This is a genomic window from Microcoleus sp. AT3-D2 (assembly GCF_036705715.1).
GTDB lineage: Bacteria > Cyanobacteriota > Cyanobacteriia > Cyanobacteriales > Microcoleaceae > Microcoleus.
Map to the genome: position 1 here is coordinate 42,537 of NZ_JAUBVE010000016.1, position 26,702 is coordinate 69,238.

General features: G+C 45.0%; 32 protein-coding genes. 17 read left to right on the plus strand and 15 right to left on the minus strand.

Annotated elements, in window-relative coordinates; genetic code table 11:
• Positions 1 to 191 precede the first annotated feature (191 nt).
• Positions 192 to 692: a hypothetical protein gene (locus tag QUB44_RS09765; RefSeq protein ID WP_333366117.1), complete on the plus strand. Its 501-nt coding sequence runs from the start codon at positions 192 to 194 to the stop codon at positions 690 to 692.
• A 403-nt stretch (positions 693 to 1,095) separates the two neighbouring features.
• Positions 1,096 to 1,533 carry a hypothetical protein gene (locus QUB44_RS09770; RefSeq protein ID WP_333366120.1) on the plus strand — a complete coding sequence of 146 codons (438 nt, stop codon included), beginning with the start codon at positions 1,096 to 1,098 and terminating at the stop codon, positions 1,531 to 1,533.
• A 179-nt stretch (positions 1,534 to 1,712) separates the two neighbouring features.
• Here the strand turns inward: QUB44_RS09770 and QUB44_RS09775 are convergent, their stop codons facing one another.
• The 3 genes from QUB44_RS09775 to QUB44_RS09785 form a co-directional block, all read right to left on the minus strand.
• Positions 1,713 to 2,309 (minus strand): hypothetical protein, encoded by a 597-nt coding sequence (locus tag QUB44_RS09775; protein ID WP_194060177.1) that lies wholly within the window; start codon positions 2,307 to 2,309, stop codon positions 1,713 to 1,715.
• Positions 2,310 to 2,629: 320 nt separating this feature from the next.
• The gene (locus tag QUB44_RS09780; RefSeq protein ID WP_333366125.1) at positions 2,630 to 3,739 is read right to left on the minus strand and encodes a ParB/RepB/Spo0J family partition protein; all 1,110 of its coding nucleotides are present in this window, start codon (positions 3,737 to 3,739) and stop codon (positions 2,630 to 2,632) included.
• Positions 3,739 to 4,539, minus strand: a complete 801-nt coding sequence (locus QUB44_RS09785; protein WP_333366128.1) for a ParA family protein — start codon at positions 4,537 to 4,539, stop codon at positions 3,739 to 3,741. The genes QUB44_RS09780 and QUB44_RS09785 overlap by 1 nt, the downstream gene beginning before the upstream one ends.
• A 180-nt stretch (positions 4,540 to 4,719) precedes the next feature.
• On the opposite strand from QUB44_RS09785, the gene QUB44_RS09790 reads away from it, so the two are divergent.
• Positions 4,720 to 5,619 carry a DNA/RNA non-specific endonuclease gene (locus tag QUB44_RS09790; RefSeq protein ID WP_333366131.1) on the plus strand — a complete coding sequence of 300 codons (900 nt, stop codon included), beginning with the start codon at positions 4,720 to 4,722 and terminating at the stop codon, positions 5,617 to 5,619.
• A 386-nt stretch (positions 5,620 to 6,005) separates the two neighbouring features.
• On the opposite strand, the gene QUB44_RS09795 is transcribed toward QUB44_RS09790, so the two are convergent.
• From QUB44_RS09795 to QUB44_RS09815, 5 genes are all read right to left on the minus strand, one after another.
• On the minus strand, positions 6,006 to 6,401 hold the full coding sequence (locus QUB44_RS09795) for a nuclease A inhibitor family protein (RefSeq protein ID WP_333366133.1): 396 nt from the start codon (positions 6,399 to 6,401) through the stop codon (positions 6,006 to 6,008).
• Between the two features lie 21 nt (positions 6,402 to 6,422).
• A complete protein-coding gene (locus QUB44_RS09800; protein WP_333366136.1) occupies positions 6,423 to 6,578 on the minus strand; it encodes a hypothetical protein in 156 nt (51 codons plus the stop codon).
• A gap of 14 nt (positions 6,579 to 6,592) precedes the next feature.
• Positions 6,593 to 6,955 (minus strand): hypothetical protein, encoded by a 363-nt coding sequence (locus QUB44_RS09805; protein ID WP_333366138.1) that lies wholly within the window; start codon positions 6,953 to 6,955, stop codon positions 6,593 to 6,595.
• Between the two features lie 82 nt (positions 6,956 to 7,037).
• Entirely contained in the window at positions 7,038 to 7,640 is a 603-nt protein-coding gene (locus tag QUB44_RS09810) for a hypothetical protein (protein WP_333366140.1), read from the minus strand.
• Positions 7,580 to 8,065, minus strand: a complete 486-nt coding sequence (locus QUB44_RS09815; RefSeq protein ID WP_333366144.1) for a GIY-YIG nuclease family protein — start codon at positions 8,063 to 8,065, stop codon at positions 7,580 to 7,582. Before QUB44_RS09815 ends, QUB44_RS09810 begins: the two co-directional genes overlap by 61 nt.
• A gap of 656 nt (positions 8,066 to 8,721) precedes the next feature.
• Here QUB44_RS09815 and QUB44_RS09820 point away from each other — a divergent pair.
• From QUB44_RS09820 to QUB44_RS09855, 8 genes are all read left to right on the plus strand, one after another.
• On the plus strand, positions 8,722 to 8,946 hold the full coding sequence (locus QUB44_RS09820; RefSeq protein WP_333174158.1) for a hypothetical protein: 225 nt from the start codon (positions 8,722 to 8,724) through the stop codon (positions 8,944 to 8,946).
• A gap of 351 nt (positions 8,947 to 9,297) precedes the next feature.
• Positions 9,298 to 9,624, plus strand: a complete 327-nt coding sequence (locus QUB44_RS09825; protein ID WP_333366148.1) for a hypothetical protein — start codon at positions 9,298 to 9,300, stop codon at positions 9,622 to 9,624.
• A gap of 4 nt (positions 9,625 to 9,628) precedes the next feature.
• Positions 9,629 to 9,922: a hypothetical protein gene (locus QUB44_RS09830; RefSeq protein ID WP_333366150.1), complete on the plus strand. Its 294-nt coding sequence runs from the start codon at positions 9,629 to 9,631 to the stop codon at positions 9,920 to 9,922.
• A 170-nt stretch (positions 9,923 to 10,092) separates the two neighbouring features.
• A complete protein-coding gene (locus tag QUB44_RS09835) occupies positions 10,093 to 10,266 on the plus strand; it encodes a hypothetical protein (RefSeq protein WP_333366153.1) in 174 nt (57 codons plus the stop codon).
• A gap of 115 nt (positions 10,267 to 10,381) precedes the next feature.
• The gene (locus QUB44_RS09840; protein WP_333366154.1) at positions 10,382 to 10,927 is read left to right on the plus strand and encodes a hypothetical protein; all 546 of its coding nucleotides are present in this window, start codon (positions 10,382 to 10,384) and stop codon (positions 10,925 to 10,927) included.
• A 148-nt stretch (positions 10,928 to 11,075) separates the two neighbouring features.
• Positions 11,076 to 14,198 (plus strand): hypothetical protein, encoded by a 3,123-nt coding sequence (locus tag QUB44_RS09845; protein ID WP_333366156.1) that lies wholly within the window; start codon positions 11,076 to 11,078, stop codon positions 14,196 to 14,198.
• Between the two features lie 8 nt (positions 14,199 to 14,206).
• Entirely contained in the window at positions 14,207 to 15,040 is an 834-nt protein-coding gene (locus QUB44_RS09850; protein WP_333366159.1) for a hypothetical protein, read from the plus strand.
• Between the two features lie 15 nt (positions 15,041 to 15,055).
• On the plus strand, positions 15,056 to 15,895 hold the full coding sequence (locus QUB44_RS09855; protein WP_333366163.1) for an ATP-dependent DNA ligase: 840 nt from the start codon (positions 15,056 to 15,058) through the stop codon (positions 15,893 to 15,895).
• Positions 15,896 to 16,034: 139 nt separating this feature from the next.
• Here the strand turns inward: QUB44_RS09855 and QUB44_RS09860 are convergent, their stop codons facing one another.
• From QUB44_RS09860 to QUB44_RS09875, 4 genes are all read right to left on the minus strand, one after another.
• Positions 16,035 to 16,595, minus strand: coding sequence for an HU family DNA-binding protein (locus tag QUB44_RS09860; protein WP_333339311.1), 561 nt, complete (start codon positions 16,593 to 16,595; stop codon positions 16,035 to 16,037).
• Positions 16,596 to 16,746: 151 nt separating this feature from the next.
• On the minus strand, positions 16,747 to 19,443 hold the full coding sequence (locus QUB44_RS09865; RefSeq protein WP_333366166.1) for a hypothetical protein: 2,697 nt from the start codon (positions 19,441 to 19,443) through the stop codon (positions 16,747 to 16,749).
• Position 19,444: 1 nt separating this feature from the next.
• Positions 19,445 to 20,866, minus strand: coding sequence for a hypothetical protein (locus QUB44_RS09870; RefSeq protein WP_333366169.1), 1,422 nt, complete (start codon positions 20,864 to 20,866; stop codon positions 19,445 to 19,447).
• Between the two features lie 110 nt (positions 20,867 to 20,976).
• The gene (locus tag QUB44_RS09875; RefSeq protein WP_333339320.1) at positions 20,977 to 21,366 is read right to left on the minus strand and encodes an RNase H family protein; all 390 of its coding nucleotides are present in this window, start codon (positions 21,364 to 21,366) and stop codon (positions 20,977 to 20,979) included.
• Positions 21,367 to 21,488: 122 nt separating this feature from the next.
• Between QUB44_RS09875 and QUB44_RS09880 the strand changes: the two genes are divergently transcribed.
• On the plus strand, positions 21,489 to 22,013 hold the full coding sequence (locus QUB44_RS09880) for a hypothetical protein (protein WP_333339323.1): 525 nt from the start codon (positions 21,489 to 21,491) through the stop codon (positions 22,011 to 22,013).
• On the opposite strand, the gene QUB44_RS09885 is transcribed toward QUB44_RS09880, so the two are convergent.
• A complete protein-coding gene (locus tag QUB44_RS09885) occupies positions 22,004 to 22,669 on the minus strand; it encodes a hypothetical protein (protein ID WP_333339325.1) in 666 nt (221 codons plus the stop codon). The genes QUB44_RS09880 and QUB44_RS09885 overlap by 10 nt on opposite strands.
• 37 nt (positions 22,670 to 22,706) lie before the next feature.
• Between QUB44_RS09885 and QUB44_RS09890 the strand changes: the two genes are divergently transcribed.
• Positions 22,707 to 23,273 (plus strand): HNH endonuclease signature motif containing protein, encoded by a 567-nt coding sequence (locus QUB44_RS09890; protein WP_333366174.1) that lies wholly within the window; start codon positions 22,707 to 22,709, stop codon positions 23,271 to 23,273.
• On the opposite strand, the gene QUB44_RS09895 is transcribed toward QUB44_RS09890, so the two are convergent.
• Positions 23,274 to 23,561, minus strand: a complete 288-nt coding sequence (locus QUB44_RS09895; RefSeq protein WP_333366177.1) for a hypothetical protein — start codon at positions 23,559 to 23,561, stop codon at positions 23,274 to 23,276.
• Positions 23,562 to 23,577: 16 nt separating this feature from the next.
• Positions 23,578 to 24,402 carry a DNA cytosine methyltransferase gene (locus QUB44_RS31115; RefSeq protein ID WP_445299882.1) on the minus strand — a complete coding sequence of 275 codons (825 nt, stop codon included), beginning with the start codon at positions 24,400 to 24,402 and terminating at the stop codon, positions 23,578 to 23,580.
• 68 nt (positions 24,403 to 24,470) lie between these two features.
• Between QUB44_RS31115 and QUB44_RS09905 the strand changes: the two genes are divergently transcribed.
• From QUB44_RS09905 to QUB44_RS09920, 4 genes are all read left to right on the plus strand, one after another.
• The gene (locus QUB44_RS09905) at positions 24,471 to 24,866 is read left to right on the plus strand and encodes a hypothetical protein (protein ID WP_333339333.1); all 396 of its coding nucleotides are present in this window, start codon (positions 24,471 to 24,473) and stop codon (positions 24,864 to 24,866) included.
• Between the two features lie 66 nt (positions 24,867 to 24,932).
• Positions 24,933 to 25,340, plus strand: a complete 408-nt coding sequence (locus QUB44_RS09910; protein WP_333366182.1) for a hypothetical protein — start codon at positions 24,933 to 24,935, stop codon at positions 25,338 to 25,340.
• Between the two features lie 149 nt (positions 25,341 to 25,489).
• Positions 25,490 to 25,906, plus strand: a complete 417-nt coding sequence (locus tag QUB44_RS09915) for a hypothetical protein (protein WP_333339340.1) — start codon at positions 25,490 to 25,492, stop codon at positions 25,904 to 25,906.
• 41 nt (positions 25,907 to 25,947) lie between these two features.
• Entirely contained in the window at positions 25,948 to 26,676 is a 729-nt protein-coding gene (locus tag QUB44_RS09920; protein ID WP_333366185.1) for a hypothetical protein, read from the plus strand.
• Positions 26,677 to 26,702 lie beyond the last annotated feature (26 nt).

Here is a 26,702-nt window from a genome sequence, read left to right on the forward strand (position 1 = left end):
GCTAATGATTTAAACGATTGAATCAACAATTGGGCATAAAAAACCAGTTTTTCTACCGCCAGATTTGCATCTGGTACACAAGCAAATCTGGCGGGTTGTCACCCCCGTGAGTAAAGCAGTAAACTCTCAGCCATTGGTGCTTGTAGGCTGCAATCACAGCAGCTCTAGCATTTCTAGGTGGCCCGGCAGGAATGCTCGGAGGCATGGCCGTACTAGGTTTGACGGGGTTAATTGCAGATGCCTTAACAAAAGTAGGGTTAGAGGACTTGCTGACAGCAATTTATTGCCAAAGGCGCTTATCTGAGCCACACGGGAAACTTTTAGATGAGATTGAGCAATTATCCCTGTTTGATGGCGATATCAAAGAAAGGCTCAAGCAAACCGTGACAGATGGATGTGGCTGTTCAGCAGCCAGCGCTGCAAACCTTTCAGATGTTACCAGGGAGGCTCGCGCCATTTTAGAAGCTGTCCCAGGGATGACACCAGCACACCACAGGGATTTTAACAGCTCCAATCCGATTATGAGACTTAGGGATGGAACAGCGGTTAGGGCTTGGAAAAACCCCCTCGGCGTTGACCACATTTTTTTAGCCGATCGCGATGGCAAAATGATTTACGGTGGCTTCGTAGGCTGGATTCACAGTGAAGGATTGAACCAAGCTATTTCGCAGATGAGAAGCAACTTGACTTGACATATCACTCGGACAAGGATGGCGATCGCCTTTGGCTGTCAGGAAAATCGCCTTTGGCTGTCAGAAACTGAACAAAAATCAACCTAAACCAAGAAAATCAGAATAAGTCAAGCAAAATCAACCTAAACCAAATTAAAGCGCCGATCGCCTCGTGTCGATCGCTCTGATGCCTTGCGTATCTGGCACGGCTCCAAAATGCACAATCTAGCGCGTTGTGGTGGCTGTTGGGGTGATTCGATGGTTGGCACGGTCGGAGCGCTGCCACGGCTGCCACGATTCGCAGGTCTAGCGCTGTTGCCACGGTCGGAGTGTTGGCAAGGTTAGAGCGGTTGCGGGTCTAGCTTTTTTACGTTAAACCTTCAGATGTATAGGGTTTCTTGGTCAGGTGAGATATATCATTCTTATGTTCAAAAATCTTGGGATTCGTCTAATCTTCACTGCCGGAGTTTTCTTTCCTTCTTTTTCTGGTGGGAGTGTCGCTACTCCCTTGCTCCAAGTTCAAAATCCCAACGCATATCCAGAGGCTGACAAAAATGGAGACTACCGCATTGTCAACGGAAATAGTGTAGTCATGCCTTTTGTGTGGGAAGCCGTAGATCCAGAAGGTTTGAATGTTCGCTGTCAAGATAGGACTGGTCCGAGTAACCGACTGGATATGCTTGAGTTGCCAGTTGATAGGGTTATGCCACCTGGAGAAAGATTTGATACTGTTGGAATTTCTCTTGACCGACGGGGAAAACCTTGGCTATGGGTTGGTACTTCATTCAGTCGATTTCGCTGCTGGGTCAGAGCTAATACAAATTACGTCCGACCGATTCAAAGAATTAATCGCAACCTATAGCATTTCTCACTATATTGAGGTATGTTGAATTCCTTTAATGGTAAAGTTTTTAGATTCAAAAATCTCCCTCATGTGACTAATAACCGCTATAAATGCTTGATGTTTTTAAGAAGCTGGCACTTACAGAAAACCCGTCACAGTCACAGTGTAGCGGGTTTAAAGGTTTTAAAGGGTTTATATCAATTGCGTGATTGTTGGATAGAGCGAGAAACATTTCCAATTGCTTCAACAGCGTTTTTGTTTCCTAAATTAAACGCTAATGCCCGCTTGAAATTGACTAATGCAGTTTGGTATTCTTGCTTTTTCACTGCCGTGTATCCTAAACTCATGCAGGTTTGGAAAGTTGGGCAATTACCTCGTATTTCCATCACGTAAGGTTCGATAATGTTAATTTGGGTAAATGCTTTTATATCTTTCGGTTTGAGGAGTAAAGCTTGTTGAAAATAGCTGAGAGCCTGAGCAGCATTTGAATTAAGCTGTTTTTCTCCCCGATTAATACAGTCGTTATACGTTAAGCAAATGCCTTCTGACCCATAACCAGACGAACCAGACCCGGAACCGGATGAACCAGACCCGGAACCAGGGGAACCAGACCCTGAACCAGGGGAACCAGACCCTGAACCAGAATTGTGACAATGGTATCCACTGCTACTGTTATGACATCCCTGGGCATTAGTGCCACCTGAGTGTCCCCAGCTATTTTCTGTGAGTGAGACAGTAAATAAAGCTAAAAAACTTACAGTTAGGGCTTTAGATACTTTGCGATTGATTTTCATGGGATTTTATTTAGGTGTGATATTGCAGTCAAACAAGCCGTAGATGCAGCAGAATCAAGAGCGAGTTGCGATCGCGTTTCGATCACCCTATAGCGTCTCGCATAAAAATCCACCTCTATCTCTACCTTAATTCCCTTTTTGCTTTGATACGTCTGTACAAACACGCAGTTATAGAGATTTGACGTTCTGAAGCAGGAAATTGGTATATCCTGATGAAGCTGTAGCAGTGTTAAGCCTTTGGTCAATATGTACCTATCCTCATGAAGCTCTAGCGGTTTTAAGCCCTGGGTCAGCATATACCAAGAAACTCCCGCTTAGTATCATCTCAAAATTTCATCAATTTCCGAAAGCTTTTGTTGTAAAACTTGGCGCAACTCCGTCAGTTGTTCGGCGCTCGTCGAAACCATCACTACTTTCGATAACTTCTTAACCCCCCGCACCAATGTTGTGACTTCTTTCGACTCAGAAGTGACTGATTTTAGGTATTTAGCCTTGATCTGTCCCACCAATTCGCGAGTCTTCGCTACCGTCAAATCTTGCTCAATCACTTGGTTAGTCGCTTCCATCCTTTCCTTCTTAGCCTGACGCTCAGAAGTCTTTAAAGTCTTAGGAGATAAAACCGTCAAAGCTAAAGCGTGCGCTCCTTTCAGCCCTTGCTCTCGAATTGCTGTCTTCAAATCCTTTGGCAGGGACAACATAGGAATCAAGTTAGCTTTCACCGAAGCGGGATTTAAAGCTAAATCCAACAAAGCTAACAGCAACTTTTCCTCCGTTTCGCTCACTCCCAAAGATTTCACTCCTTGCTGCTGTTCTTCTGTCGCAGCCGTCACGAGGGCAGTCAGTTGATGAGCCTGAGACGAACGCTCCAAACGCCGCAACACTGTTGACAGTACAGTAGAAATCTCTTCAGCCTCACGGCCGGTAGTGGTAGCTATTTCCTGAATAATCGCCTCAGCCTTATCCAAGGGGTTGAGGTCTTCGTGATGGATAAACGTCAACAGCGCTTTGCGATGTAAATCTTGAGGCATGGGGGCAGTGACAGCCCGCATTGTTTTCCAACCCAACTGTTTAGCCGCTTCCCAACGGCGCTGTCCGTCCCATAACAAGTATCTTTCACTTTGAGGAATGACGATTAGTGGAGTAATTTGCCCGTCGTGAGCCAAACTCCGAGCCAAAGTTTGAATGCTTTCCGGTGTAATTGTCTGGCGAGGTTGGTAGTGATTGGGGTCAATTAAATCTACAGCTACTTCTAATTCACCCGACTGCGCTTTCAGTTGCTCTCGCAAAGCTGCCATTTGTTGCTCTAGCTCTGGAGATGGTGTAGCTCGCAGCCTCTCTACTTCAGCTTGTAATTGGGCAATCCGTTCGGCTTGGTCAGCCGCTTGATAAGCACCCGCAAAGCGTTCGTTTATTTTAGGAAGTTTACCCATTAAAGTTTTCCTTTCTTCACTAAGGTAACGAGGTCGTCAGCGATCGATTTGAAGTCTTTGCAAGCGGGATGGGCTGGGCGGTATTTTTGTAAAGGCAGACCGTTGGCGCTCGCATTCTTGAATTCTGAGGAATCTCGAATCTGCGGGTATAGTTTTACTCGCAGTTGTTGGGCGACTTCAGGTAACTGCTGGAGGTACTGGCGGTGAATGGCGCGGCTGTTGTCATATAAGCTGGGAACTAAGCCTAAGACTGGAGGGCGTGGTTCTAGCTTTAAGTCGTCAGCAATTCCAATCAACCACTGCGTCAAGTCAGCTACGCCGGAAACAGATTTCATCTCTAACTGAAGGGGAATTAGTATGCCGGTGGCAGCCGCAACTGCATTTTCGCAAATGATTCCAATGGTGGCAGGGCAGTCTAAGATGATCACATCGTGGCGCAGAGGATGGCTCTTTAAGCGATCGGCTAGCACGTACTCACCGCGTCTCCGAATGACTAAATCGCTTGCCACCTGTGCGGTAGCGGGATGACCTTGACAGATTTCGATATCGGGATGGTTCCAAGCCGAAACCAAGGGCCAATTTCCGTCGAAGTCTTTGTCAAACACTCGGACAACTGTGTTTTCAACTTCTGCGTTCGGTAAGCCACAGAATACATCTAAAGCTCGTTGAGGGTCGAGGTCGATTAAAGCTACTGTGAGTCCTCGCTTGCATATCTCGTAGGCTAGATGTACTGCTAACGTTGTTTTCCCAACCCCGCCTGCATTGGCTAAAATCCCAATAATAATTTTCTGCTTTGCCATAACTTCACTCAGAAAAGTCGTATTTTAAGATACGACAGAAAGTTTGCCTCGTCGTATTTTAAGATACGACAGAACATTTGCTTCGTCTTTTAAGATACGACTAGCGGTGCTGTATTCTTTTTGTTAAGTGGCAAGCTGCTGATAAGCTTGGCATGGAAGATGTAAGAGGAGCGGTTGAGAGTGAAGAATTTGTGGCAACGGGGGGCGATCGCTCTGATTTTGTTAGGGATTATTAGCGGCTGCAACTTGACTGAGCCATCACCGCCGTCTCGACTTCCTCAAATTGGTCGTGAAAAACCAAGGGTGCAGCAACCAAAATCAAGCACCAGAGAACCCATCAGCTCAGCCACCAATAACCGCAACTTACTCCTGGGAAATCCCAGCAATGCCGTTCCTAGCATTGCCAGCATCGACAACTATTTACTGGTGAAGCCCCAGTACGTGATGAGCTACAACAGTAAAACTAAGACCGCCAACTGGGTTTCGTGGCAACTGAACCGCTCTTGGATTGGAGCAGCCGATCGTCAAGACAACTTCCGCCCCGATGATTCCCTGCCCGCTGATTGGTACAAAGTGCGACCGAGCGATTACATGGGAAGCGGCTATGACCGGGGACACATTGCACCCAGTGCCGATCGCACCCGCAACGAAGCGGACAACAGCAGCACATTCCTGATGACCAATATGATGCCGCAAGTACCAGAAGTTAACAGAGGCGTGTGGGGTGACTTGGAAGAGTATTGCCGGGAATTGGTGGCACAGGGCAAAGAACTTTACATCGTAGCGGGGCCCGTAGGGAGGAAAGGCAGCATTGGCAGGAAGGAGAAGATTGCTGTGCCCGCAAGGAATTGGAAAGTTATCGTGGTTCTCAACCAACAAGGATTGGGGATGCAGGGAATTACGACCAACACGAGGACGATCGCCGTGATGATGCCCAACGATGCCAGCGTCAAGGGGAAAGGATGGAAAAGCTTTCGAGTTCCCGTAGCAAGAGTTGAACGCGAGACGGGGCTAAATTTCTTATCTAATGTCCCGCCCCAGGTTCAGCAGGTGATTGAAAGCAAAGTGGACAGTCAGTAAAAAAAGGATAAAACTTACTTTTTTGCTTGAGACTTTTAACCAACTGCATTAACATTTAGCATTAGGAATCCGTAAGAAGCGATGAATAGAAAAAACTTGATTAGCCAGTTAATCCTGAAATTATATTCTCGATCAAGGTAAGACCAGAGGGGAGGAAAAACAATTAGGAACATAAAAAAGGAAGCTATAATACCCATCTGGAATGGCTTGCCCTCTGTGTAAGAGAGGAATAATAAAATTCCTAGCATAACTAAACAGTAAAGAGAAGCAAGCCAACTAATTACTTTGCCAAGCGCGCTCATATTACAACCTCTGTTCCTGACTCTAATTATGGGTGCTATGTAATGAGATGAGTGAACTAGCCAACGCTGACCTGTCTGTTGCAATCAAGTCTCGACCAGTTTCGTAGACAGCCCCGCCACTCCGCCACCGTCCGTCACTCCAATGATGTACGCATCAATCTCAATGCTGCCCACTCGGTAAACCTGCAACTGCGATAGGTTCTGCTTCAAGACGCTCACTAAGTTCTGAAAGTGCTTCACTGTTTCGCGTTCTTCTTCATCGTGCCAATCTTCTTCTTGGGTGGCGGCATCAAAGAACTCATCGACTGTTACTACTTCGACTGAAGCATCGGGTGAATGTTCGGTGAGTTGCAAGAGTTTCGGCGGGGTTAGCTCTCCCTGTGTCGGCCAATGAATGACCTCGAAGGGGGCATCGGTTTCGCTTCCGAAGAGTAAGCCCTCGGAAGCTTGTTTGAGTTGGGTGGCGATCGAGTCGGTCATGATTGCGGTGGTTCCTCAGCTTTACTGTGATTGTACAGTTGGTGTTGCTACAGCGGGCTTCGAGGCGATCGCTCTGGGAATTCTGAAACTCCTAAAACTGCCTGTGGTGATGACGCTGGGTGAGTTTTGGTGTTTAGTTACGTCACGGCAACCTTGGCAACTTTCTTCGTCGGTCACGATATCGATCGTCCTCAATCTCCTTCAGCCTCCATCTCCAACTCATACACCCTCAAACTCGGATGTTCGCCAATCAGCCGCCAGCGATATCCTTCAACCGTTGGGGTAGATCGCGTTCCCTGGCGGTACAGGAATATCGGCTCGTTTCTCATCAATGCCGTAAATATCTCCCGCTCTCTGTCTTTGCCATCATCCCAGATGAGGTGAGCTTTGCCGAAGTAGCCCGCACCCATCAAACTAGCAAAGAGCCATTCCATAAGAGCTTGCTGCTCGTCTTGGTTAAGCGTGGATTCACCGTAAGTGTCGATTATAGGTATTTTGGATTTGGGCTTGAGTGATGCGATGAGGGCGGTGGCGAGGTTGATGTATTTTTTCATTGGTAGGTGGAGATGCGTCTAGTTCTAGTTAGTTGGGATGAAAGATATTCTTCGGTCGAGCGCACGTTCGGAACTCGCCCACTTAAAGAGCTGTTTTAAGGCTTATCAACCAAACGACTGAATTAACAGCCAACAAAAAGGTATAAAAAATATAGATTGATGGAGCACCCATAGCTCTCCCTAAAGAAGGCATTTTAAATATTTTCAAAGAACCGAGCGGGTGAACTAAACCTTTGGGTATAGAACCAGTATTAAAACTTTCATCTAAAGCCCTTTCATCATTCAAGAACTCAGTAACTTCAGCGGCTCTTTGCATATAATAAAATTGTACTCTCCAATATGTAGCTTCTAAAAACCAAAAACCAAAAATTATAACGTATCCCAGCGGAGTTAACGCATTTATTTTGCTGGCAAACACCCAACCAATTAACGCTACCCAAATGGTAATAGCTGCCGTTTTTACCTGCTGCAAAATCGTACTGAAATTAGCTATTTTTTTCTCTAGTTCCTCTGCTCCTTGTTGCAGCATGGCTAGCTGAAATTCAAATCGATCCATATTTGATTCGGGGATGGCTGATTGTTCCTCTATCGTTTCTAACTTTAAAATACCAAATTGCAGCAGTTTTACTTCCCGAACGGTTGCCCCCACCACTGCCAGCATTCTTTGTTGAAAGGCGATCGCCATTTGTAGATAAGCTCGGACTCTAACTGTAGCCGCTGTTTCCGATTGCTCGGCGCTCCGTACCAAAATGCTATGGCTACACTCACACCCAGAGAATAACGCCGATGCAATTCGATGTAGTTGGCAATGTAGCTGTGACAATCGTGGCTCATCCATCGTTGCTTGGGAGTACGGTCTGTTTCTCCTATATACAGCACCAAGGGGAGTTCGTTGTCGATAACGAAGTAGAGGCAAGTACGATCACCCCAATCCGGTTTTTCGCAGAAGGAAAGATTGTGTAATTCCAGGGTAAACGGGTCGATGCTGTTAGAGTCACAGGGATTGGGTGCGAGCTCGAATAGACTTCCCTGTCGCGGTTGGTCAGTGCCTTCAGATTGTTGGTGTTCAAAAATGCGCTGTTTCCAGCTTTTTAGCGCATCAGAACTCATCGTTAATTGAGGAGATTTCGGGGTTCTGGCTTTGGATTTAAATTCAGGGAAAAGTTCGAGTGGCTCCACGGATTTAAAGATTGTTGAACGATCGCTGCTGTCAAGTTTAGCTCAATGGAATTATACCAAACATCACGCTCCCGGTAGTAATGTCTCCAAATATGGAACTGCTACTGTCACAACTATACCAAACTGATGACCGTGATTCTTTAAAAAACTAGAGAATTCATGAATGGAAATTAGGAGAATTTGGAGATTCTGTTACAGATTCCTTAGTTTTTTGATGTAAATGAAGGTTTATTTAGCCAAGTTTCGGAAACCGTTGCCTTCACGTTGCCTATCTATTCGATCGATTCTTAGCTCTTCATAACAAATCGAACCAAATCACAGCAATTTATAAAGAAATGCTACGTCAGCTTTTGCGCTTCTTACGAGCTAACAATCCAGGGCGAAAGAAAACCATTATGCTTCGCTTTGGGGTGATGATGTTTTTGCTCTTTAACTATGAGAATCTATCATCATCATTCTTTATCAATCCAAAAAAGAGTTGAACCGGACATAAAATCCCAACAGATATCTCTGTTCATTTCGGGACGTTCGACATTTTCCAGACTGTCCGAAAGTAGGCACGATCTGAAAGCTCAATCGGAAAACTCATGAATCTAGAGAAATTAGTAAAGTTTCTGAAATATGAAACTGACCTCAACAGATTCTTTGATTCCACTGCTGGATACTATTTTCAGAACCAAGTGCTTCCATCACCAACCGAAGCTCAAAGGATAAAAATAGCCCTAGCAATAAGCGACCAGATAGAAGGGAAGCGCCCCCAAAGTACCGAGGCAACCTATCTAGCAGCATATAAAATTGCAGAATCTGTTTAACTACTGACCACTGACCTCTCATTCTACTGGGAGGTCAGAACTCATACTAACCCTAAAACACATGGCAAGAGATTTAAGTGCTTACAATGTACCAGCAAACTGCTGCTATTCCTGTCCGTTTGGTGGGAAAAAACCGATCGACCTCCCCCCCCAAACGACTCACATACTATTACGATCAACTCCTCAATGGCGGCTCCCAGCACTTATGCCACAGCGCGGAAAAAACTATTTGCCGAGGCGGACGTACTATCCAACTCCGATGGTTTTGTTTGATTGGTATCATTGAAAAACCTACCGATGAAGCTTTCAATCAAGCTGTTGCAGAAATTGAATTGAAGAGAAACACAAACGATGGAAACGGTAGAAACGATGGAAAAACAAAAAACCTCTCAGAAACACATTGATTTGTTTCTGAAACCCAAAGATTGTTTCTTCTTGTACAATCCCTCTAATTGGTGTCCTGGGTGGGCGATCGGTCAAATTGAGCTTCCTATCCCTACTAGCTATTCCCGTTGCTTGACTTTGGTTCGTGATGTTGAAGGTGGCTGCCATTGGGTTTCTGCTAAAAATGTTGCCATTCGAGGGGGCAATCATCGTCAAACTCACCTTTTCGATACTTACGCAGCAAATGCTTTCGATTGGGAGAAAATCAACAGTTTTAAGCCAATTATCTGGTGATTCTATGGAAACCTTAAAAATCACTCAAGAACACATTACTTGGTTTTCTGAACCAAAAGACTGTTTCTTTCACTATGGAAATGTTTGGTGTCCAGGTTGGGCGGTTGGTGCAATTGAATTACCGATCGTCCCCTGTTACTCCCATTCCTTTATCTTAGTTCGATATTGTAGTGGCGAAAGTCATTGGTTTCCTGCCAACAAGGTTTTGTTTCGCGGTGACAGTCATTTGTTCGACAGTTACATCGGAAATACTTTCGATTGGACAAGAATTAACACTTTCAAGCCTCTTGTTTCCTAGTTTTTTACCTAACAGCAGCAGTTTACCAGTTCGCTACTGGTTTTTTTATGCTCAATTCCCCCGTTTCCAATGCTAATGCTGATTCACCTTCTTTGATTCAGCACAGATTTGTTATCTGTTACGCCTATTATTCGCTGGGTGCTGCCACCTAACATGGTAGCATTATGTTCTTGGCTAACTATGAAACTCCTGAATGGATTACTGATTTTGAAGAAGCCTATTTCTTTGAGTGTAAGGAAAAAGCAGAACAAGTAGTTGCAACTCTACAGCAAAACTTCAAAGCTAATAATTTCGCCAAAGATTCTGTCTCTGTTATTGTAGTTAATTGGTCAGAATCCAATTGACGTTTTTGGCTTTTATCTCTATAACAAACGGGGATAAAAGTCAAGTTTTTAGTCTATAAACTCAAAACAAGGAAAGGGATATAAACTAAAAATAATTTATTAGTTGATTACGGACATGGTGTTAACAGCAGGACTAGCCACAAAACTATTGCGATCGACAATTGCCGATTACAATTTCTGGCCTCAATCCGAAGGCGATTCATTGCTGGCAATTAGAAGAGCGAAACAGCCTTTGGATGACGTAGCTATCCTTTCCAGAGATGCTTCAATGCGAAGAGCTGCAATCAAGGCGCTGAATCCCGAAGCCCCTACTTACAAAGCTCCGGCAAATCGGGCAATTTCTTATCAAACCCTTGATGAACTCTTCCAGCCTTTGATTAGAAATGCGCTGACCGAGTTAGCGACAGTTACCCAGAATCAAGGTTTGACGATGGACGGAACTGTTCCGGCAGAGGCGGTTTTTGGCATTTTAATGCCGATCGAAGCTATCGAATACCTGACTGAACTTTACCAAGTTTTCAGCCAGCTACAAAACCCCAAAGTTATCCGGGTTTCTGATGATGCTAGTCCCACTCCCGACGCTTACACCAGTCTGATGATTGTCGGAGAGTCAATGGAGCTTGAGGTTATTATCGCTCAGACTCTTTTGATTCAGACCTGATTCCCCACCAGACGCGGGATTGTTAAGCGCGAAACCCAAATTCTTCTCTCTCAAAGCTAGTTTCAGCCTTGCTTCAGTAATCTCTTTCTTGGTACGCCGATGCCAAGAAAGGGATTGTTTGTCTATCAAATTTTAGGCGGTTAAGCTAATGCCAATTAGAATCACATCTCCCACTCAACCCAGCATTCAAGTCGGAGGATTGCCCTATTCTCTCCCCGTTACAGCAGTCACTGACACTAACACCAATACCGATGTTCGTTTCAAATTAAATGGTGTAGTTGTTGGGACAGATACCACAGCCACAAATGTAGGAACTACTGCTGCACCTATCTATCAATTTGGAATGTCGATTCCAATTAATACCGCAGGTGTTCACCTAATTGAAGTCGAGGATATTTCTGGAACAGCTCCAGTTACAGTTCGATCGACCGCTCAAATCAATTTTGAAGTCAAGGTCAATGCTCCAACAATTGCCTTACGCGCTCCTGTTCTTTACTCAGGACAAACTGTAGTAGTTGCTGATGTAGCATATCCGCCAACTAACTCTTTTGTCCGTTTCACTCTCAATGGCACAATTATCAAAGAATCTCCTTGGATTCCATTCGAGACAGCCATCACACAAAATGGAACTCTACGCGCTGATTTGATGGTTGGCACGAGTGTTGTTGCTACCGCTTCTCGTGAGGTTTCTCTTATTCCTCCAGAGCCGGCAATCGTTGGGCCACAAGGTCCGATCGGCTTAACCGGCCCGGCTGGCCCGATCGGACCTCAAGGCGTTCCCGGCGAGAAAGGCGATCGCGGTGATGTTGGTCAGCCTGGAACTCCCGGCGCAACAGGCGCAACTGGTGCAACTGGTAATCCTGGCGCTCAAGGGATTCAGGGAATTCAGGGGAATCCCGGCGCGACTGGTGCGGATGGTATGCCCGGTGCAGCAGGTACACCCGGTGCTACCGGCCCGGCTGGTGCTACCGGCCCGCAGGGTATTAAAGGTGATCCAGGAAATCCCGGCGCTCCCGGTGAACCCGGTACAGCAGGTGCGATCGGGCCGGCTGGTGAAACAGGAGCACCAGGTCAGAAAGGCGATCAAGGAATTGCCGGTGCTGCTGGCGCGACTGGTGCGATCGGTCCGATCGGCCAGAAAGGCGATCAAGGAAATCCCGGTGCTGCTGGCGTAGCAGGTTCTCCCGGTGTTGCTGGTGAAAAAGGTGAACCAGGCAGTCAAGGAATTCAAGGCATTCAAGGTTTGACCGGCCCTGATGGTTCACCTGGTCCTCAAGGAAATCCCGGCGTTCAAGGTGAACCCGGCAGTCGTGGTTTACCAGGTGAACCGGGCGCTCAAGGTGCTACTGGTTTACAGGGTGTGCCTGGGATTGCCGGCCCGCAAGGTGATAAAGGCGAGATTGGTAATCCCGGCGCTACCGGTCCGGCTGGTGAAAAAGGCGATCGAGGCGATCAAGGTCTAGTTGGCGCTACTGGCTCTCAAGGAAATCCAGGCTTAACCGGCCCACAAGGCAGTCCCGGAATAAAAGGCGATCGTGGCGACCAAGGAATTCCCGGTGATATTGGCGCAACGGGCCCGGCAGGTTTAACCGGCCCGCAAGGCGATAGAGGCCCACAAGGCGATCGAGGTGATCAAGGAATTCCCGGCACGGTCGGTGCGACTGGTGATCAAGGTTTAACCGGCCCGCAGGGTGCTAAAGGTGATCGCGGTGATCAAGGTTTAGTTGGTGAAGCTGGCGCAACGGGCCCGATCGGTTTAACTGGTGCTCAAGGTTCTAAAGGTGATCGGGGCGATCAAGGTATCGCTGGCGATCTCGGCCCTGTTGGTCCGATCGGTTTAACCGGCCCGCAAGGTTCTAAAGGCGATCGTGGCGATCAAGGAATTCCCGGCGATATTGGCGCTACAGGTTCGATCGGTTTGACGGGCCCGCAAGGTCAAAAAGGCGATCGTGGTGATCAAGGAATTCCCGGCGATATGGGCGCTACTGGCGCTACAGGTTCGATCGGCTTAACCGGCCCCGCAGGTCAAAAAGGCGATCGCGGTGATCAAGGAATTCCAGGCGAAATGGGTTCGCAAGGTTTGCAAGGTAATCCCGGCACTCCCGGCGAACGTGGAGAGCAAGGAATTCAAGGTACACCGGGTGATATCGGCCCGACTGGTCAAATGGGGCCGGCTGGTGCAACTGGGCCACAAGGTGGAACAGGGCCACAAGGTCCTCAAGGGCGACCCGGCTTGATTTGGCGCGGAAACTGGAGCCCAACATTCCAATACGCCATGTTTGATGCTGTTGCTCATAACGGAAGCAGTTACATTGCCACCGGGCCGAGCATCAATAATCCACCGCCGTCGATCGCCTGGACTTTGGGAGCTAAACAAGGCGACCAAGGTTTGCAAGGACTTCCGGGAGCTAAAGGTGACACAGGAGCGATCGGTTCAACTGGTTCAACTGGCGCTGCCGGAATTCAAGGTGCAACTGGTCCCGCTGGAGCACAAGGGCCGACTGGACTCAAAGGTGATACTGGTTCAGCAGGTGCAACCGGAGCCACTGGCGCGACTGGTGCGACTGGTGCAACTGGAGCGCAAGGAAATCCAGGTGTCGCTGGTGCAACTGGTGCGATCGGTCCTAAAGGTGATATTGGCGCAACTGGTGCGACTGGTGCTCAGGGAATCAAAGGTGATACTGGAGCGCAAGGAATTCCCGGCGCTGCGGGTGCAACTGGTGCTAGAGGTGAAGCCGGAGCTACTGGTGGAACTGGCGCTGCGGGAGCCACTGGTGCTCAGGGTGTTGCGGGCCCGAAAGGTGATACTGGTGCAGCGGGCGCTCAAGGAATTCAAGGTGTTGCCGGCGCTGTTGGTGCAACTGGTGCAACTGGCGCGATCGGACCGAAAGGAGATACTGGTGCTATTGGTCCAGCCGGGCCAGCCGGAATTGTTTGGTCAGCGCCAATTTCGTTGCCTTTATCGTGGAACGTCACAGGCAACGTAACTTATCAAACCTGTGGGAAATTGGTTCGTCTTAACGTAGATGTGCTGATAAATTATGCCAACATTTCTGGCATGATTATCTGTTCTAATATGCCAGCGACTGTGTTTAATACATGGTTCCATTCCACAGCACTGATTTTCAAACCTGACTTAACAATTGCTGCTACTGGTCAATGGGGATTGATGAGATTCCAACCAAATAACCGAGATTTGGCTCTTATGTTTGACAAAATCGTGAACGAACAAGTCCGATGCGTCAGCAATTTCATCATGGCAGTGAACTAAGAAAAACCATGACTTTTGTAGCAGAAGTACCAAATACTTACAATCCAGCTAAAGAATACATGGTTGGATTTTGGTTAAGCAGCCCAAAGCTTAATGGAGTTCGTTGTATTTACACCCGGGACGGCATTTCACGCGGATTAAGAAGCCAGACTTTGACCACGCGATTTGTGGGATTCGATCGACTTGAGTTAGCTTGCCGTGCCATCTGTGACGCTAACAATTTGTCTTTCCTTGACGGTGAGCTGTTCATCCCTGGTAGAACTTTCGAGGAGCTTACGGTATTAATTCGCGATCGAGCCACATACAACCTTGATGAAAAATTTGCTGTTGAATTCCGAGTTTCTGCTGTTGGTGCGGCAACAAATCCCACCTTAACAGCCCAACAAATGATGAATTTCATGCAACTAATCATTCCGGCACAGGGAATGATTAGTTTGATTCCTCAAAAACTAATTCGGAACACACCTCTAAGCGTTCTGGATGAAGCAACCACCGTTCTTAATTCTGGAGAAACTGAAGGAATCATCCTCAGAAATCTGGACTCAGTTTATTCTGGGGTGCGATCGGACAATCTTCTTAAAGTGAAGGGGATAACAAGCGGAATCTTTACTGTCGTTGGGTTTACGCAAAATCCAATAGTGGGTTACGTGAGTTATATGTCCGTTGAAGGCATGGTGAATGGAGTTAATAAAGTTTCTCGTGTTTATGGCTTAAACGATGAAGAGGAACAGGATTTGTGGATGAACAGAGATTCTTACATTGGCAAACAAGTTCAAGTAATTTACATGGGTTTGACATCAACAGGCAATCTCCGAAGCCCTGCTTTGGGTCGATTTGTTTAATGAGGAGCAACAAAGATGTTACTGCAATTAGCAAATACTTACAGTCCCACCAAAAACTATGGTGTTGCTGAATGGCTCAGTAGCCCCAAACTGGATGGAGTGCGCTGTTTGTATGAGAACCCGACCAGTGGGTTGAGGAGTCGATCGGGCTTGACTCGATATTCAGGACTTACCGAAATTGAGCAAATCTGTAAAAGCATCCGGTTAGCCAACAATTTGTCATTTTTGGATGGTGAGCTGTACATCCCCGGAGAGCCTTTCGATAGAATTTCTGGGATTGTCCGCTCGACAAAAACTACAGCAACCGTTGTCGAAGCGAAACAGAGGATGGAATTTCGCATCTTTGCGATCGGCTTCACTCAATATCCGAACATCGTGGCAACAGACGAATATAGCCAGGTTCAGCAAATTTTTCCGGCAATGGGGAAGGTTAGCTACGTTCCTCAGAAGTTGATTGAGAATAAGCCTTTGGTTATCCAAGCTGAAGCTGACTCAATCAAGGCATCAGGGCAATCGGCTGAGGGGATAATGTTGAGGAACCCGAATTCTGTTTATTTCCAGGGTCGATCGATCGCACTTTTGAAGGTCAAGAATTTTGTGAAAGACCGCTTGCCAGTTACCGGGTTTACCAAAGGCTCAGGGAAATATTCTGCATCACTAGGCAATCTCTTAGTTGGTGGCACTCTCAACGAGCGAATTGTCAATGCCCGAGTCGGAACTGGATTTACGGATGCCGAGCGATCGACTATTTGGGCTAACCAAGTTAATTATATGGGCAGAATAGTCGAAGTCATCCATCTTGGCATCACTGCTACGGGTGCTTTGAGACATCCCGTATTTTCTGCTTTTGTTTAAACTTGCTAAGAAATTCTAACTAATTCTTAGAAATTGTTAGAAACAAGAAACATGAAAAAACCTGAGCGTGGGTGCAGTCACTCAGGTTTTTTTGTGCAGTTCGTTCGTCGCAGATTCAGTTTAGCTGAAGCTCTTCTTATTAGACCAGTCCTACAAGTTCAGGAATGCTCCCTGCTAATTTCCAACCAGTGGCAGCAGAGTAGATTGGAGTATTTGCACCGACTCCCCACTTGGATAGATCCTGGCTCGGAACTTCGATAAAGCTACCGTCTGGGGCTTTGATTTGCCAGATAATTGGTGGTGCCGAAGGAGTAAGCAATTCCGCTGGAATTGGAGGAGGCAAAACAGGGGCTGTTGGAGCTGCTACCGGAGCTGCTGTCGAAGCTGCTGTCGAAGCTGGAGTCGTTGCGGGGCTTGCTACTGAAGCTGTTGGCGAACCTGTTTCAGTCGAAGTTTCCAAAGCACTTGAACCCGCATAAACTCTTTCCAGGAACTTCTTGTCAAACGTAATCTTCGGTCGGCGAGTAGGCTTGTAAATGGTGGGTTTGCCTGTTCTTGGGTTTCGTCCTTCCCGTTCTGGTTTTTCAATCAAAGAGAAAGTGCCAAACCCTTCGATTTTGATATCCTTTCCGCTTTCTAGAGAAGCTACGACACTGGAGATAACTTCTCCAAATGGGAGATTTTCAACAACTGAAGCCATAATTAAAATTTTGATTGAGATAGACGCTTGATTTGATTATGCCCTAGTTTTTATAAAAGCACAATAAATCACAAACATTTTTCTCATTTTTAGGCATGAAACTGGCAGGAAGTTGGTGGTATTTACCACTTGTCGTAAATACCACTCCTCATTAATTAGGTGGTAAACCAAAATCTTCAGGGCTATAAAGACCTGCTGGCATTTTGCCATTTAAGAAATCAATCTGTTCTTGACTCAGGGATTGATTAAATAAACGAACTGTTTTGGTAATAGTTCTACCCGCTTCATCCATATATTTGCCATCGGTGTAAATTCTCATTTCACGAGTTTCACCGATCGCCACTTTACTTCGATATTTTTCACCAACCCATCCAAGGGGAAAATAGCCGATATTTTTGGTACTGTCGGGATACCTCATATCGATCGCCAACTCCATCCGTGCGGCTTGCTGACCCACAGCAGGTTTCAGACGTTGAACAATGCGAATCAGAACATTCTGTCCAGTCCATTCACCTCGGCTCCAGACATTGGGTTCTTGTTTGTGGACGTTAAAGACACCGAAGTAAGGCAAAGTATCGGGATTCTCTTGTAGTTCAGTCACGATTTCTTCTCGGAATAAGTTGAACGCTAGCGAGCCAGTGCTAAGTTCGCTAGCACTGGTGTGGACAGCGCGCCAATAAGCAGCAGCCCAAGATTTATCGGTATAAGCCTGACCCTGGGCATCGGCAAATTGCTCAAGAGCTGAGTTCTTGAGAGCTTGATATTTAGCGGAGACTTCCCGGAGTTTGGTAGTGTCACCCTCGTTTTCTTCCTTCCATTTGATCGCAGCTCCCATCTCTGAGCCATATCCCTTGCGCTGTTCAAACGCAAAGTCCATCTGTTCGTGGGCTACCTCAACTCCATCAAAAAGCGCATTGTGAAACGAGTTGATGTCGATGTTAGTTTCTAGCTGAGCTGGTCGCCAATAGCTATTGACTACTTTGACGAGTCGGGAGATGGTATCGATCGCATCATTGGCAACGGCGCAGGGTCGAGTTAGAAAAGTGTCCTTCTCCTTAAAATCTTTGAGCCAGGGAATTTTGCCCGCATCTCCCAGACCGTTGAGATAATCAGTAACCGCCTTCAAACCCTTATCATTATTGGGATATGCCGATTTGAGGGAATCAACGGCGATTTGAAGTTCCTGACTCAGGAAGTTGATGATAGCCATCTCTTTTGGCTCAGTCTGCATTCCTCCCGGCGGGATGTTCAGGACTATTCCTTCTACTCCCGCTGCTCTGGCGCGACCGAGGAGTGAGGCAACTACACCAGTGATGTCGTTCATGCTGTTGATGGCGACTTCTTGGAGAGTTCCGGTCAACGCCATTTTAGGAAGCTTGTCAACTTCGGGAGGTTTGTCGAAATTGGCGATCGCATCTCTCAGCGCCGGATATTGATCAGAGGCGATGAGCTGAACAAAGTCGCCGTCAAAGTCTCTGCCCAGACTCAGCATGAGCTTGGTGGATGCTGCCATGAGGTTCGTCCCCCGAGTATAAGTGCCTTCAATTCTGTTAATCCACAGTTGGCAGTCTCCCCAATGCCTCATGGGATTGCAAAATACGATGTACTCACCGGGAGCCATACCAGGTGCACAGAAAACTTTCTCGCTAAAAGTCGTTTTTCCGTTATTGTCCGTGCTTTCGTATTTTTGAAAATACTCATCTGGTTGGGACATCAATGACCAGAAACGAACCCCCGCAGCCTTTGCTAAATTCAACCAAACTGCCTGAAGTCTTTCTGCTACCTTACCTGTGATGTAAGGATGAAGCAGAAGTCGTCCTTTGATATCGTATTTAATTATCTCCATTGCAGTATTGACATATTCAGCTTCTGACTGAATACTATCGCCTTGTTCGCGTTCTTGTTCTGCTTCTACTTGATGGATTCTCAACTCTTTAGCCAACGCTTGAATGGAGTTAGTAGCAGCTACTAACTTCTCACATTTCGTGCGGAGTCGGCTAATTATTTGGTCTTGTTCTAGTGTTTCAAATTTGAACCATTGGAATAGCATCCAACCAGCTTTAGCCATGCGTTTTTCTCCTTCAAATACCAACCCACAAAGCAGTTTTTCTTTGTAGTTTCCGAGTGCGGGTTTGTTGCCTTTGAGTGAACTCCACGGAATGACTAAATCATAGCCAGACCCATCTAATTCTGGATTGTGGGCAATCGTTCCTTTGGCTACCCACTTTTTAAATGAGGCTATCCGAAATTGGAGGGGAATTCCTTCGTCATTAGGTAAGTGAACATCACCTGTTCCAAGTATAGTAAGAAACTCCTTAGACCCCTTAGCATGGCTGTCTCCGCTGTTCCAGTGTCTACCATTAGTGGGGTCATCTTGGGGATTACCTTGAGCATCACGCCGGGTATCATCTACAATGACAAAGTTAAATTCTTTACCGACTAAGTGCTTGCATCCGGTGTGCATGATACTCCCGTAAATGATGCGTTTCCATTGCTCAGTTCCTTTGCTGCCATAGTAGTTTGAGCCGATTGGAGCCATATTAAAAGTGAATCTCCCGTGGTTCCGAGAGCCACTAGCTAAGTCCAGGATATATCGATCGTTCTTATTAGCAATAAAGGGGTCGAGGAGAGCAGCAGTCTTGGTGTTTTCGGGGATTTGTCCAATACAAAATCGCTCTTTACCAGCGTCTTGATGCCAGCCAGAGAGAAGGATATTGCGGAGAGTTACTTTAGGAGTGTTTGACCATTGTTTAAGAACACAATCCCAAACTGACCAAACAGCAGTAGTAGCAATTTGTCCTAAGCTCTCATCAACCCAAGAATATTCAAGGTCGTAATCCGTAGGCATATTAGTCGCCAAAGTAAAATTTTCCTGTTGCTATTTTAGCAACTTTGTCCCCTCCTAATGTGGTAATAATATCGTCCTTGGGAATCAGAATTGGTTCATCGGGATTGGTTAAATCATAGCCAAGAATAAATTCGCGTTTAGCGTTTAGTCCAACTCCGATGATTTTCTCGATCGGCACAAGAGCTTTATTTTTTAAACTTCTTGCATTACTCTTCAATTTCTCAAGAATTTCAACTTGATTCGTGTCGTACATATGCGATAACGACAAGTTAAACTTTCTTGGTGTTTTATCACCAATATCTGCGAAAACGTAAAGGAATTCAGCGAGATCAGTTCGGTTTCTCATAGCAGTGGCAATGATAACGGCTGCACCAATTATAGGAGCTGCCCAAGCCATCAAATAAGCCCAACCACTTGCTCGCATTCCTGTGGTTCCAAAGAGGCGGGGCAACAAACTTGCTCCAGCTTTCAAAGCAGATGCCGCTAAATATCTAACCGCTTCAGCACCGCCTGAACTACCTGATAATTTTAGGACGATCGACACCACAGTATTGGTCAACGCTGGTAACAAAACTGCGGGAATATTGAATGATTTCAGGAAAAAACTCCCTAGCAGCCAACTTGCAATGCTTGTGAGCACACCCACTGCCCCTGCGATCGTAGCTGCTCCCCCTACTGCGATCGGCACCAGTGCAGTATTTAGGACGGGCAGACGGCTGTAAATGGAACTGATGGAGTGATTGTAGGTTGAGCTGATGGAGTAAGGGTTGTGAGCAATGATGTTAGGAATCGTGTTCGTAGTCATAGCAATCCGTGCTGCCTCTGCCCGTCGGATACGTGCGCGAGCGTTCCGGCGTGGATTCCCGGTCAGAGATTCGATCGTTGCTAAAATCTCAGCCTTAAGCTGCTCGACTTTAGTAAGAGCTTGTGATTTCCATGTCTCTATTTGAGCTTCGGCTGTGGCTCCCCCTTGCTGAATTGCTCGAACGTCGGCCTCAATCGAGTCGATCGTTACTGATAAATTAGGTAAATTCAACGATTCGTTGTACGCCATCACCGACGCTTCATAAATTATCCTTTCTCTGGTTGATGGAAGGAGACTTGCTAATTCTTGCTGGCCTTTGCCGGCTAGGTTTGTGAATGCTTTGCTGTTGTAGGCACGGTTGATGCCATTAAGCGTCTCCAAAAATACCAGACTGCAATCAATCACGGTATTTCCCACATTTTGGGATGCTACTAATAAATCTTTGACCCCTGCCATTACTGGATTTGCCATAATAAATTGGATATGGGGCAGGCTAAAATACCAATCTTTTCCGCTCGTTACTCCTTGAGTAACAGCATCGGCTACTGTCAAAATTGGCTTTCCAGCCCATACGTTATCGGCAAGCTGGGCTCGTAAATAATCAAATTGACTCATCATTTTTCCCTAAATACTGCGCTAAAAGTTAGCTTATTTTAACATAGCTAAAATGGACATTGTGACTATTAACAATGCCCATTTTGGGATTAAGTTAAGCTAAAATTTAGCTCTCAAGAGTTGCCAACTTGTTCTTTGGCGAGTCGATCGCATTCACTCAACTCAGGAGTTGAATTCCGCGACAGCCACAGCCATGTGATGTCATGAACTTTTACTAACTTATCAAGTTCTTCCCACAAATCTTGGTTAGCGTTACGTTTCCAACCTTTAGCCATCGTGTTTACGACGTAGGTTGAATCCGAGAATAGTGTAACTTTGCAAGGTTTCTTGAGAGCTTTCAAAGCTTCGATTGCTGCTGTTAATTCCATGCGATTGTTAGTAGTGGTGGTGTCAGATTTACCACTAATCGCTTTTTTATTGGACTTACCAGGAATTGTGAGGATTGCAGCCCAACCACCAGGTCCCGGATTTCCTGAACAAGCACCATCACAATGAATATTCACTACACGTTTTGTTTCTGTTTCTGTTACTATCATTAACTTAAAAAAAGAACATCAAAACCTAAAAGCGAAGCTACCTGAAACCTTAATTCTTGCTATAATATAACAAATAATTGAGAGTTTTTATGTCAGATAACAGTGATTTATCCAAGGAAAATGAGCGTTTGTTGGCAGAGAATACGGAATTGTTGATCGAGAATACGGAATTAACAAAGTACAACACGGATCTGATAATAGAAACGTTGAGAATCCAAGCAGAAAATCTGAGAATAAATAACCGCTTGGTGGAGATGAACGAGTTAGGAAAATCAATGTATAGGGAGTTTAAGCTCGATCGACCGAATGGAAGTTTGACTGAGAATAATAGAGAATTCATAAAGCTGAAAAGTGGCGGAATCCTCTATTTTGTTCAGTATGTGGATGAAAATGAGAAATCGTACATATCAACAGAAGGTTTAACAGCAGAGGGTGATATAGCTCCTAAGCTTTATTATTTCGGCTACGCTGTGTTTTTCATGGTAGAAGAACTGGTACGACAAGGATTTAGTGGTCTGCCTGACAGATTTTTAAAGTTGTTCGATCAGAATCCCAAGTTTTTAAAGTATGTCGTCAAAGAGTTTGACAGGGTGATGGCAATGGATTATTTATAAGCCCAGCGAAGAAGCTCATGAGCGGTCAAAGAATAGTTAACTCGATGTTTGGTTGAGGAAAAGGCTCTACGTGCTTCATGGACTAAGCGATCGATATCTGGCAGAACCAGAGAATCAAGCTGGTTTTCGTTCATGAAATCAGCAATATAAGCAGACATCAAGTAGGTATTTGCCAGAATTAACTTTTTGGGTTCTTCTTCCAGCATTAAAATTTCAGTTGCTGATGTACCGATGACAAAAACTCCATTAGCAAAGTCAGGATGTTTCGATTTAGTGCTAAAAGTTTTCCACTTGCTAGGAACTTCAATTTCGTTCAGTACAGAATCTGAAGAATAATCAAAGTAATCAGCAACGAGTGCAGCAACGAAAGTCTTAAGAATAACTTCGTTGCTATGCTTATAACTATAACTGCTATTTTCTAAGATTCTTCTAGCTGCTACGGCTACACTCCAGGCTTTTATTACTGTAGAATGAAGAGAAACTACTGTTAGTTCAATTTCTCCATTTCGATCGATTGCTAAGTAAACCGCATGACCCTCAACACCTTCTAACTGGGCAATAAAACATCGCACAATCACCTTTTGACTTCTATTCATCTCCAGAAACAATTTACGTGTGTTTCTGTTTTTGTTTCTGTTTTTGATTTTCGTTTTCATAATTTTATTGAGCTACAAATTAAGGGACGTTTTACTTATGGACGATCGTAGCAAAGAACGGTTTGAAAAACACATTATCAGCAAAGATAATTGCTGGTTAACAGATTTGTGGTGTAATCAGAGAGGTTATGGTCAATTCCATCTAAAGAGAAGCCGGATGAATGCTTCTCGTGCAAGTTTTCTGATATACAACGGGGAAATACCTGAAGGTATGTTTGTATGTCACAAATGCGATAATCCACCTTGTGTAAATCCTGAGCATTTATTCCTCGGCACTCATACAGAAAATATGAGAGACATGGTAGAAAAAGGACGCTCTAATAGAGGTTCTAAAAACCCTCAGTCTAAATTGACCGAAAAAGAAGTCTTTCAAATCAAAGCTTTGTTAGTTGAAACTAACTTAACGGTTGAAAGAATCAGTATATTATTTGATGTTTCCCAACGAACTATCGCATACATCAAACAAAACGATATCTGGAAACACGTTAATTATATTGCTAACAGCAATTTTAGTAACACCAACACCGATGTAAATAAAAACAGTAACAGAAACAAAAACAAAAACAAACCTTTAGAATGGAAACAATTGAGTTTATTTGACTAACTAAAGCAATCCCATAATTTGCAAATGTCGATAAACTACAATTTCCTCAATCCCAACTTGGCGACCGATTGACTTCATGGATTGCTCATCCATTCTCAAGCTACGGATGCGCTCTCTCAGGGCTTCAATTTCCTTAGCCGATCGAGTAGGTTCTACTTGCTTAGGCTGCAAGTTCCATGCCCTGATACTGCGCTGTACTTCTGCTGCTGTCGTATTAGTATGTTTGGCTATCTGGGAATAAGACAGCCCTTGACGGTACAAACGGATTTGCTCTTCTACATTGCTCATCTCTTTGCAACAATTACTAATGTTGAGGAAGTAAGGAAGCTAGAAACTGGAGACGCATTAAGGGCACAGTGGCTTGGGGGACGCAGATCGACAAACCAGCTAGAGTTACTGCTTCACGTCTTCCAGGCGTTCTAGGCTTTAATCCAGGACTGACTGGTGGCGGATTCATTCTCCACCAGTGGTCATAATGCACTCCAGCCAGGTAGGAGGGAACGCCATTAACCAGAGGCAGAGTTCGGGATTCAGTTTTTGGGTAGCTGATAAACGATTTTGCGATCTCAATTTGCTTTCCAATGTTGTCAGACCAGCAGGTCCACCCTTGCCGTTGCTGGAGCTGTAAGTTGTTGGTGTGGGCAATGACAAACACTCTTTGTCTCTCGTGTGGCGCACCGCACTCCGACGCGCTGACAACTTCAACTTCTGTTTGATAATGAGCCATTCTGAATCCGGCAAGGATTGTTCGTAGCCCTCGATCGATGAGTCCTGCTGGATTTTCCACCAGTACAAAACTTGGTCTACCGAGTATGATGCAGCGGAGTGCTTGGAACCATAAACTTGATTCAACATGAACGAGTCCGGTTTTGGTTCCGGCTCTTGATGTGCCTCGGCAAGGGAAACTACAGAAGAAGACATCGGCTTTATTTTTGGTTGGTAGGTAGTCACAGATATCGGAATGAATTGGAATTCCTGGGAAGTGCGTTCTCAGAACTTGTTGGGAGTAAGGATTGTTTTCTACGAATTCGATCGTCTCTAATCTAATCTGAGAGTTCTTGTTAACTAAACTACTTGCTAGTTCCCAAGCTCCTATTCCCGCAAATAAATCAAGGCATTTTAGTTTCATGTTAGTGACTTTATTTTAATTCTATCACTTGCACTTCGTGTTTGGGAAGCAGTTATTAACCAACAACTATGACTAATCTGACTAAAATTGTAATGATTTCTGGCAGTCGTTCTATCAAAGATATCAGTGCTGGATTACCATCAATCGATCGAATAATGCAGCTAAACTTTTCCATAATTGTTGGTGATGCGGGAGGCGTAGACAAGCTAGTCCAAGAATATTTACGTCGATCGAATTACCTCAACGTTAAGGTTTACTTTGCTTTGTGGGACGGTAACGCAAAACCGAGAAACACGACAGGATATGAAACGGTGGGAGTTGCAGGAAGCTATGTCAATCGAGATATAGCAATGTGCTCAATTTGCGATTACGGTTTGGCTCTCTGGGATGGCAACAGTCGGGGAACTAAAGAGAATATCGATCGAACTCAAAGTAAAATCAAAATTATCAGAATAGGCAATTGAGGTAGTTAAAGTTTTTGGGTTAGGGTCGCTTCGCGGTAAGGGAGCGACCTGTCATTTCTAACTATCATGACTATTGCTGTAGAAAAGTTTGACTTCGATAAATTCACGACTGAGAAAGTTAAGTTTGCGATCGATATTGACCGCGAAGTTTTCAATGTGTCTGAAGGTCTAAACGATCAGTATGACCAACTAGACAATTCTCCACTTTGGCGAGGTAAGTTTTCTGTTGAGGAATATAGGCAAATGCTATGGCAACAAATCCAGAAGCATTTACCCAGATATTTAAAAGTCAGATTAAAAGGTTTCTACGAGCCTAATTTAGTGCCTGATTCAGATATCTTTCGATCGATTATGGAATTAGCCCATGCTTACCGAGATACAAATCGGCTCAAGCTGATTTATATTTCCGATCGTTCCCATGCTGAACTTATTGCCAAATGTGTTGAGTATTTAGCAAATCAGGTTCTAAATTAGAATTTCGGCGGTATCAGGAAAGTGATTAATTCCTTTCCTGATAAAAAGCCGATTTTATCAGCGATACCAGAAATTAATCTCTGGTAAGAAGCCCGATTGAGTCATTATATCCTACTAGGCTAAACCATAACCTAATATCAACAACAATCATGTCAGAAATTCACATCAATCCAATGAACCTTTTTCCTTACGATGTCAACAGGCGAGAAGGAACCTACTTTGATCGAAACGGTAAGCAAATTGATAAAGACTTTCTCAAAGGTCATTATGCTGTTGCTTATGAAGGTAGCGATATCCGTTTGTCAACTTGGGCATGGAAACAGCGTAAGGAATTGACCAACTTAGCCACTTACTTTGATGGTGACACACTCGAACAAAAACGCTTAGTTATTTGGCAGCAATTTCAAACTCGAACTGTTAACAGACATCTAATCAGTTTCTGTGAAAAATTTAGAACTGAAAATTTATATCTTTGGTATCTCAGTTGCCATGACTTACCGACAGCTCAATTTATCCAGCGTTTTCTGGAATGGTATTGGTCAGAATACCCAATAATCAACAGTTAAAAACTGCTATACTCTAATTAATTTAGTTGGAGTATAGCCTCATGTTTGCAACAGAATCTCCTGATAAACCAGCAATCCAAGTAACAGACATAGCCCCGGATTATGAAGTGAACTATAAAACTGGGTACATAGGATTTCTCAACAAAGGAGCGGACGTAACATCTCTCGGTATCGCTTACTTTACAGGTTGGGACATGATCAGCGATATCCATGTAACTCATACTTTGATTGTCGTAGGTGAGGATCAATGTATTGAAGCAGACATGGTAAATAACACAGTCAAGCTTTGCACATTAAGCAAATACTTCAATGACCCTAACTGTCAAATCTTCTTCCGCAAACCCATATTTTTCAACGATTCGGTAGGCTATGCGATCGCACACAAAGCCAGTCTCGAAGTCGGCAAACAATACGATTTCGGCGCAATCTTGACCCAAGGACTCTCAGGCAGTTTCCCTGGGCGGATGCTCGATCGACTGCTGACCGGAAAACTGGAGGAACTGTTAGGCAATCTGCTTAATCATCCCGATAAATGGATTTGCAGCGAACTTGTTGCCTACGCTTTGGATGAGCAGTTATTCTACCGAGATAAAGGCATTCTGAAGCGTCCTAACTCTACCATCAGTCCTCAAGAGCTTTTCCAGGATACCGAAATCTTTGCTCCCTGGAAAAAATCTCCACCCTCAGAAACAAAAACAGTAACAGAAACAATCACAGAAACCAAACCAGAAACAGAAACAGGTACAGAAACAGACTTAATTTGCAAGTAACAGTAGCAGAGGTCAATCACAAAGGC